Origin of the sequence: Vandammella animalimorsus (assembly GCF_002285265.1) — a bacterium.
Taxonomy (GTDB): domain Bacteria; phylum Pseudomonadota; class Gammaproteobacteria; order Burkholderiales; family Burkholderiaceae_C; genus Lampropedia.
The window spans coordinates 80,245-88,905 of record NZ_NSJB01000010.1 but is presented as its reverse complement, the minus strand read 5'-3'; the positions used below and the strand labels follow the sequence as shown (position 1 = coordinate 88,905).

Genomic DNA, 8,661 nt, shown 5'->3' with positions numbered 1-8,661 from the left:
GAAACCTCGCATTCTAGCAGAAGTTCTGAAGCAGTCAAACAACTTTTTCTTCAACCCCTGCCAGCGCAACCACCAAACTAGGCAGAAGCAGCAAGCGAAGGCGTGACTATAACACAGGTTTTGAACCTGGCGCAAGTGGCGTGGCAGAACAAGATCTGCGCACCTGACTTGCAGGCTGACAAGGTTGATTGCGCCCGAAGCGGCAGTTGCATCTGCCGCTTCGGGCGGGTGCTTTATGCCTGCGGCAAAAAGCCCTCTACAGAGAGGTAGCGCTCGCCCGTGTCGTAGTTGAAGCCCAGCACCCTGGCTTGGGCCGGCAGCTTGGGCAGCTGCTGTGCAATGGCCGCCAAGGTGGCGCCCGAGGAGATGCCCACCAGCAAACCTTCCTGGGTTGCGCTGCGGCGTGCATATTCTTTTGCGTCTTCTGCGTCGACTTGGATCACGCCATCGAGCACGCTGGTATCCAGGTTGCGCGGGATGAATCCGGCCCCGATACCCTGGATAGGGTGAGGCGCAGGCTGCCCGCCTGAGATCACTGGCGATGCAACAGGCTCAACGGCAAAGACCTTCAGCTGCGGCCAGCGGGCCTTGAGGGTTCGGCCCACGCCTGTCAGATGTCCGCCGGTGCCCACGCCAGTGATGATGGCATCCAGGCCTTGGGGGAAGTCTGCCGCGATTTCCTCGGCAGTGGTGCGCACGTGGACATCGACGTTGGCAGGGTTCTCGAACTGCTGCGCAATCCAGGCGCCGGGCGTTTGCGCCTGCAGCTCTTGCGCGCGCGCGATGGCGCCTTTCATGCCCTGCTCGCGAGGTGTCAGATCGAAGCGTGCGCCATAGGCCAGGAAAAGGCGTCGCCGCTCGATGGACATGCTTTCGGGCATCACGAGAATGAGCTGATAGCCCTTGACCGCAGCCACCATGGCCAAGCCAACCCCTGTATTGCCGGACGTGGGCTCGATGATGGTGCCGCCGGGCTTGAGCACGCCGGCTTTCTCAGCCTCTTCGACCATGGCCAGGGCAATGCGGTCCTTGATGGAGCCGCCAGGGTTGGCCCGCTCGGCCTTGATCCAGACGTTTGCGTCCGGGCCAAACAGGCGGTTGATGCGGATGTGCGGGGTACGGCCAATGGTTTCGAGTACATTGCGAACAGGCATGGTTTCCTCCAAAGAAGTGACGGCACCGCTCCCCGGCGGCACTTGGTCACATTGTCCAAGGCCTTTTATGACTTATTGGCCATGAGCTTATGGCCTGCAATGCCTGGCCGGCCGCATGCTGCACGGCTCCAATCCACGCCAGCGCGTCACTGCGCGTGGCGCCATGCCACCCCAGGCAGCTCGCAGGCATGGATGGCATTGCGCAACGCAACAATGGCCTCGTAACGGGTGAAGCTGCGGCGCCACACCAGCACGACGCGCCGCATGGGCGCGGCGTGTGTGTCATCGTCCTCGATGGGCACATAGTGGATGAGCTCATCACTGCTGCGGGGCATCATTCGCTGCGTTGCCATGCCATCGGGCACGGCCAGGCGCGGCACCAGCGTCAAGCCCATGCCGGCGGCCACCATGTGCTTGATGGTTTCCAGCGATGAGCCTTCGAAGGACTTTTGAATGCCTTCACTGTCTGAAAAGCGGGCGAATTCCGGGCAAACCTGCAGCACGTGATCGCGAAAGCAATGCCCCGCGCCCAGCAGCAGCATGTTTTCCTTTTTCAGGGCACTGGTGGTGATGAGCGCTTGCTGCGCCAGCGGGCTGCCGGCGGGCACGGCCGCCCAGAAGGGCTCGTCGTACAACTCGGCCACAGCCAGGCCCGCACTGGGGAAGGGCTCGGCCAGGATGGCGCAGTCGATCTCCCCAGCGCGCAGCATCTCCAAAAGCCGTGTGGTGAAGTTCTCCTGCAGCATCAGCGGCATTTGCGGCGTGCGGGCGATGGTTTCGCGCACCAGCTTGGGCAGCAGATAAGGCCCGATGGTGTAGATCACTCCCAGGCGCAATGGGCCTTGCAGGGGGTCTGCGCTGCTTTGCGCAATTTCTTTCAGCAAGTGGGCCTGGTCGAGGACGTTTTGCGCCTGCTCCACCAAGCGCTGCCCCAGCGCCGTGACGCTGACCTCCCCGGAGCTGCGCTCGAAGATGCGCACGCCCAGCTCATCTTCCAGCTTCTTGACCGCCACCGAGAGCGTGGGCTGTGACACAAAACAGGCCTCGGCCGCGCGGCCAAAGTGCCGCTCGCGCGCCACGGCAACGATGTATTTGAGCTCTGTCAGCGTCATGCGGAAGTGTGGATCTGTGCGCGATGGCCTGTGTGCCTTGGCAGGATGGATGGGACTTCAAAAGGCCTGCAGCTGGCCGTCGACAAAGGCCTTAAGCTCGCCCGGGGCAAAGGGCACCCAGGTCTCGTTGCTGGTCAGCGGCGCCGTCACGATGATGGCGGTCTTGTCGTCGGGGCTGGTGTGCTGGGAGAAGTCCACGCTCAAGTCCTCATCGCTCAGCGACACCATGGAGTAAGGCCAGGCACGTTCGGTATAGCACAGCTGCGTGGTGGCGTGGGCCCAGAGGGCGTCGCCATTGGAGAGCAGGAAGTTGAACGTGCCATGCCGGGCAATGCGCGCGGCCAGCTCCCGTAGCGTCAAGGTCATCTCCTGAATGCTGGGCACGCCTGCGTGCGACTTGGCCAGCTCCTGCATGATCCAGCAAAACGCCAGCTCGCTGTCGGTGCCACCCACGGGATGGAAGTGGCTATGCAGGCGCGCATCGAAGCCCACCAGATTGCCGTTGTGCGCAAATACCCAGTAATTGCCCCACAGCTCACGCACGAATGGATGGCAGTTCGATAAGGCCACAGCGCCTTGGGTGGCCTTGCGAATGTGCGCGATGACGTTGGTGCTCTTGATCGGATAGCGCCGGATCAACTCCGCGACCGGCGACTTCATGGCGCTTTGATGGTCCACGAAGTGGCGCACCCCGTGGCCCTCGAAAAACGCCATGCCCCAGCCATCCACATGGTCGCCGGTGCGCCCGGCGCGCTGCGCAAAACCCGTGAAGCTGAACGTCAAGTCCGTCGGGTTCTTGGCATTCATTCCAAGCAATTGGCACATGGCAAAACGCAGTCAGGGCCTGGGCGCTATTGATTCGGGCCGCCCGATTCCTGGAAGGCGCTGGCGCTTTGCGCGGCCCTGGCCTCGCGCTCGGCCAGGGTTTTTTGCAGCTCCTGCTCGGAAATCAGCTCAAACATCCGCACCACCTTGCGCACCCCCGATACCGTGCGTGCGGCCTGGGTGGCCGCCTCCGCCTCGCGGGGCGTGACCAGGCCCTGCAGATACACCACCTCCTGCTCCGTCGTCACCTGCAGGGATTTGCTCGGCAAATTCTCGGTGGCCAATATCTGGCTGCGCACCTTGCCCGTGATCCAGGTATCGCGCGAGCGTTGCGAGTAGCCGCTGGCGGGCATAACTTGCAGCTCGTTGTATACACCGCGCACGTTTTCCACCTCTTTGGCCAACTGCGCCGCGCGCTGGCGCTGCGCCTCATCGGGCACCTCGCCGGTCAGCAGCACACGCCGGTTGTAGCTGTTGACGTTGATGTGGGCCTGATCGCCCAGCTGCTCATTGAATGCCGTGCGCACCTTCAATTGGATCGCCTGATCGTCCACCTGCGCGCCCGCAGTGCGGCGATCCAGCGCCACGGAGGTGGCCACCACCGCGCCCCCAACGATCAATGGCGCGCAGCCCGTCAGCCCCGACAGCCCAGCCACGCCCATCCATGCAATCGCCACAAACCGCTTCAAATACATAAAGTGCACTTCCCATTCATGCCGTATGCCCGGGCGCCTGTTCTGATCAGTGCGGACGGGATGTCAAACCCCTGCGATGGAAGAGGCCTTGCACGCCGCAGTCTGTCCGCTCGCGCATTTTTGCCACCCGTAAAAGAGACTTTGAACAGGCACTGAAACCAGGCCGCGCACCGCCTGCGTGCGATGCGGCCGGAAACATACCATATCCGGCCGCCCCATGGCCTGTGCCCCAAGCCTTGTCACACGCAGCAAGCGCGCCGTGGCACGCCTGGCTGATCGCGCCCAATTCAAGAATGATTTATCACTATAATTTGCGCTGTTGATAATCTATTTTCACAACAGGAGTTTTTCATGGCGCAATTCGTATGGCATTGGCAAAAAAGCACGCTGGTGCTGGCCTGTGCAATGGCCCTGGCCGCATGCGGCGGTGGCAGCAATGATCTGGACACCAAGCCCCCGGCGGAGGAAGACCACTCCCACCCCCACATCGAAACCGCCGGGCGCCTGGTCGCGCTGCAGGCCGATAGCCCACAGGTCCACGTCATCGATCTGGACAAAGGGCGCCTGCTGCAAAGCTTCACGCTGGACAACCCCACCTCGGCCATCTACCCCAGCCCGAACAACCGCTACGCCGTGCTACCGCAGCGCGCGCAAAACCAGGTGCAGTTCATCGACGGCGGCATCTGGCAAGAAGACCATGGCAACCATTTGCACGACTACATGAAGGATCCGGCGCTGCTGCCCACCCGCCTGAGCGGCACGCGCCCCACGCACTACGAAAGGCACGCCAGCCAGGCGGCCATCTTCTTCGATGGCAATACGGCGGCAGGCCAAAATGCCTCCATCGCCGTGCTCACCGATGCCAGCATTGGCAAGCCCCATGCGGCGGCGCTGGCCACACAAAACCTGTCGCTGCCCATGCACGGCACGGCCGAGCCGCGCGGCGACTGGCTGCTGACCACCTGGCGCGACGCCAATGCCTCTGGCAACAGCACCTTGCCCAGCCAGGTCGAGCTCTACCACCGCCATGACGACCACTACCACTTCGAGCGCCGCTTCGATGAGCAGTGCCCGATGCTGCACGGCAGCTACTCCAATGAAAAGTACTCCGCATTCGGCTGCAGCGACGGCATCCTGGTGATCAAGCAAGACGGCGAGACCTTCACCGCCCGCAAGATCGACAACCCTGCCGACATCGGCGAGAACGTGCGCATCGGCACCATCATCGGCAATGCGCACTACGACAAGTTTGTCGGCATCGCCAGCCCCGGCCATTTGTTCGAGATCGATCCGGCCGCAGGCCGCATCAGCCGCATCCAATGGGGCGAGGGCCTGATCCGCCGTGCGCACGCCATGGATGCCGAGGGCGAGAACCTGCTGGTGCTCGACAGCACTGGCACCGTGCACATTCTGGACGTCAAGACCTGGCGCAAGCGCGCCGAGATCGCCGGCGTGATCGCCAACATGCCCGCCAAGGCGCCTTACCCCAGCTTTGCCGTCAGCGCCGCCCACGACAAGGCCTGGCTGAGCGATCCGCAGGGCCAGCGTCTGCACACCATCGACCTCGACGAGGCCCGCGTGCAAGGCAGTATTGCGCTGAACTTCAGCCCCACCGGCCTGGTCTGGCTGGGCCTGCCCGAGCACAAGCACTGATGGACGGGCCAGGCGCGCGCGCAAGCTCCGCCCGCGCCTGGCCGCCTCCTTGCCAGCGCCTTCTTTTCACCGCCTGCCGCCTCGTGCGGCAGCGTCTGTTTCCAGGCCCCCCTTGGCGGTCGTCGCCCCGGCGGCCTGCTCCTGGCCCCATCACTTTTCTGCATCGCCATGACCAAAGCATCTTTCACACTGCACGCCCTGGCATTGCTGTGCGCCGGCCTGGGCGCGCAGCCGCTGGCCCAGGCACAAGCCCCGGCACAGTCGGCCGCCAGCCAGGGCGAAGCATCCGCAACCGCGCCCACTGCCGCGCCCGAGCTGGCCGAGGTCAGCGTCAGCGGCCGCGCCCTGGACATCCCGCTGGAAGAATCGGCCACGCCCGTGGATTTGCTGGACGCCGATGATTTGCTGCTGCGCGGCTCGGCCACGCTGGGCGATACCCTCGAAGGCCTGCCCGGCGTGCGCAACAACCACTACGGCGCAGGCGCGGGGCGCCCGGTCATCCGCGGCGCCGATGGCGCCCGGGTGCGCATCCTCAGCGATGGTAGCGAAGTACAGGATGCCTCCACCTCCAGCCCGGACCACGCCGTGGCCATCGAGCCCATGCTGGCCCAAGAGGTGGAAATCCTGCGCGGCCCCTCGACCCTGCTGTACGGCGGCGGCATCACCGGCGGCGTGGTCAACCTGCGCGATGGCCGCGTGCCCACGGCCGTGCCAGGCAAAGGCTACGAAGGCCAGCTGCAGCTGCGCAAGGACAGCAGCGCACGCGAAGGCACAGGCGCCTTCGCGCTGACCGGCGGGCGCGGCCCGCTGGCGCTGCACGTCGAGGGCCTCAAGCGCTCGGCTGGCGAATACCGCGTCGGCCACGGCTGGAGCAGCGAGCGCGTCAGCGGCTCCCACAACGCCACCTGGTATGGCAGCGTCGGCGGCGCGCTGGTGCACGAGCGCGGCTACCTGGGCCTGGCCTACAGCCGCCTGCGCAGTCAGTACGGCCTGCCAGGCCACAGCCACGAATACGAAGACTGCCACCTGCATGGCAACTCGCTGCACTGCGGCAGCCACGGCCATGCGCACGATCCGCGCCCTGCGCCGCCGGGCTGCCACTGGCACGGCCAGCACCTGCACTGCACGCACGGCCACGACGAGGACCACATTGCCCTGGTGGATCTGGACACCGAGCGCTGGGACATCCGCGGCCAGTGGAGCGAGCCGCTGCCGGGCTTCTCGCGAGCGCGCCTGCGCGCCAGCATCACCGACTACCGGCACGATGAAATCGACCATGGGCAAATCGGCACCACCTTCAAGAACCAGGCCCACGATGCACGCCTGGAGCTCGAACACCAACCCATCGCGCTGGGCGCCGGCCAGCTGCGCGGCCTGCTCGGCGTGCAGCACAGCCGCCGCGAGTTCAGCGCCGTGGGCAACGAGGCCTACGTCGAGCCCACCGACACCAGCAACCGCGCCCTGTTCGCGCTGGAGGAATACCGCCTGGGCGACTGGCGCCTGGAGCTCAGCGGGCGCTACGAATGGCAGAACGCCAGGCTGATGGGCCAGCGCCGCAGCGGCAGCGTGCGGCACCACATGGGCTCGCTCTCGGCCGGCGCCAGCTGGCAGTTCGCGCCCGGCTACGTGCTGGCCGCCAGCGCCTCGCATTCGGCGCGCGCTCCCACGGCCGAAGAGCTGTTCGCAGGCGGCATCCACCTGGCCACCAACACCTGGGAGCGCGGCAACAGCCGCCTCAAGGCCGAGCAATCGAACAACCTGGACCTCACGCTGCGCAAGAACAGCGGCGCCACGCGCTACGAGCTCACGGCCTTCTACAACCGCATCAACCACTACATCTACGCCCACACCACGGACCGCCACGAAAACTTCCGCCTGATCGACTACCGCCAGCACGACGCCGTGTTCAAGGGCCTGGAAGCGCGCATCAGCCACCAGCTCAACAGCCAGTGGCGCGTGGGCGCTTATGCCGACATGGTGCAGGCGCACTTCGTCGGCGGCGCCGGCGCGCGCGTGCCGCGCCAGCCCGCGCACCGCCTGGGCCTGAACGCGCTCTGGCAGGCCGGGCCCTGGTCCGTGGGGGCCCAGTGGTACCACAGCTTCGCCCAGAATCGCTTTGCCCACTACGAGACCCGCACCCCCGCCTACGACATGCTCAACCTGCACGCCAGCTGGCGCCAGCGCATGGGCGCGTGGGGGCATTACAGCCTTTATGCGCAACTGTCCAACGCGCTCAACGAGCTGGCCTTCAACCCCAGCTCCTTCGTCAAGCAAGCCTCGCCGCTGCGCGGGCGCAATCTGACGCTGGGCCTGAAGCTGGAGTTCTGAGCAAGCTGTCTGGGCAAGCAACAGCCGCCTCGGCCACAGGCCAGGGCGGCTGTTTCGTTTTCGTAAAATGCGCCCTTTTGTTCAATGACGCCGATGACGCGCGCCGCCGCAGGCATTAGCGGCCACGCACACGGCATGGAAAGACGAGGCAAGCACCCATGGCAGGGCATAGCAAGTGGGCCAATATTCAGCACCGCAAGGGCCGCCAGGACGAGAAGCGCGGCCGCATCTGGACGCGCCTGATCCGTGAAATCATCGTGGCCGCCCGCGCCGGCGGCGGCGACCCGGGCGCCAACCCGCGCCTGCGCCTGGCCATCGACAAGGCCAAGGCCGCCAACATGCCGGCCGACAACATCAAGCGCAACATCGACAAGGCCACAGGCAACCTCGAAGGCGTGAACTACGAGGAAATCCGCTACGAGGGCTATGGCATCGGCGGCGCGGCCATCATCGTCGACACCATGACCGACAACCGCCAGCGCACCGTGGCCGAAGTGCGCCACGCCTTCAACAAGTACGGCGGCAACATGGGCACCGAAGGCTCGGTGGCCTTCCAGTTCCAGCACGTGGGGCAATTCTTCTTCGCCCCCGGCACCGATGAGGACAAGCTGATGGAAGTGGCCCTGGAGGCCGGCGCCAACGACGTCATCAGCGACGATGAAGGCGCCATCGAGGTGCTGTGCGCGCCGGGCGATTTCGAAGCCGTGAAAAACGCGCTTGAGGCGGCAGGCCTGAACGCCGAAATGGCCGAGGTGACCATGCGCGCGGACAACAGCATCGCCCTCGAAGGCGAGGATGCCCAGCGCATGCAAAAGCTGCTGGACGTGCTCGAAGACCTGGACGACGTGCAGGACGTCTACCACAACGCCGAACTGGCGCTGTGACAGCGGCCGG

7 protein-coding genes are annotated in these 8,661 nt (G+C 65.1%); 3 read left to right on the top strand and 4 right to left on the bottom strand.

The genetic code is table 11. The annotated features are described in order from the left end of the window. Positions 1-233: 233 nt before the first annotated feature. From cysK to CK625_RS11200, 4 genes are all read right to left on the bottom strand, one after another. Complete coding sequence (gene cysK, locus CK625_RS11215) at positions 234-1,154, bottom strand: cysteine synthase A (protein WP_095540410.1); 921 nt, start codon at positions 1,152-1,154, stop codon at positions 234-236. Between the two features lie 146 nt (positions 1,155-1,300). Then, complete coding sequence (locus tag CK625_RS11210; protein WP_095540409.1) at positions 1,301-2,266, bottom strand: LysR substrate-binding domain-containing protein; 966 nt, start codon at positions 2,264-2,266, stop codon at positions 1,301-1,303. Between the two features lie 57 nt (positions 2,267-2,323). After that, positions 2,324-3,091, bottom strand: a complete 768-nt coding sequence (locus tag CK625_RS11205; protein ID WP_095540408.1) for a class II glutamine amidotransferase — start codon at positions 3,089-3,091, stop codon at positions 2,324-2,326. Positions 3,092-3,117: 26 nt separating this feature from the next. Beyond that, a complete protein-coding gene (locus tag CK625_RS11200) occupies positions 3,118-3,768 on the bottom strand; it encodes a BON domain-containing protein (protein ID WP_238945636.1) in 651 nt (216 codons plus the stop codon). Positions 3,769-4,137: 369 nt separating this feature from the next. On the opposite strand from CK625_RS11200, the gene CK625_RS11195 reads away from it, so the two are divergent. From CK625_RS11195 to CK625_RS11185, 3 genes are all read left to right on the top strand, one after another. Beyond that, complete coding sequence (locus CK625_RS11195) at positions 4,138-5,439, top strand: hypothetical protein (protein WP_095540406.1); 1,302 nt, start codon at positions 4,138-4,140, stop codon at positions 5,437-5,439. Between the two features lie 168 nt (positions 5,440-5,607). Next, on the top strand, positions 5,608-7,767 hold the full coding sequence (locus CK625_RS11190; RefSeq protein ID WP_095540405.1) for a TonB-dependent receptor domain-containing protein: 2,160 nt from the start codon (positions 5,608-5,610) through the stop codon (positions 7,765-7,767). Positions 7,768-7,925: 158 nt separating this feature from the next. Then, the gene (locus tag CK625_RS11185) at positions 7,926-8,651 is read left to right on the top strand and encodes a YebC/PmpR family DNA-binding transcriptional regulator (protein WP_095540404.1); all 726 of its coding nucleotides are present in this window, start codon (positions 7,926-7,928) and stop codon (positions 8,649-8,651) included. The last annotated feature ends 10 nt before the right edge of the window (positions 8,652-8,661 follow it).

Excerpts from the sequence above, each read along its gene's own strand:
- CK625_RS11205 (WP_095540408.1), bottom strand. The coding sequence starts at position 3,091 with ATGTGCCAATTGCTTGGAATGAATGCCAAGAACCCGACGGACTTGACG.
- cysK (WP_095540410.1), bottom strand. The coding sequence starts at position 1,154 with ATGCCTGTTCGCAATGTACTCGAAACCATTGGCCGTACCCCGCACATC.
- CK625_RS11210 (WP_095540409.1), bottom strand. The coding sequence starts at position 2,266 with ATGACGCTGACAGAGCTCAAATACATCGTTGCCGTGGCGCGCGAGCGG.
- CK625_RS11190 (WP_095540405.1), top strand. The coding sequence starts at position 5,608 with ATGACCAAAGCATCTTTCACACTGCACGCCCTGGCATTGCTGTGCGCC.
- CK625_RS11195 (WP_095540406.1), top strand. The coding sequence starts at position 4,138 with ATGGCGCAATTCGTATGGCATTGGCAAAAAAGCACGCTGGTGCTGGCC.
- CK625_RS11185 (WP_095540404.1), top strand. The coding sequence starts at position 7,926 with ATGGCAGGGCATAGCAAGTGGGCCAATATTCAGCACCGCAAGGGCCGC.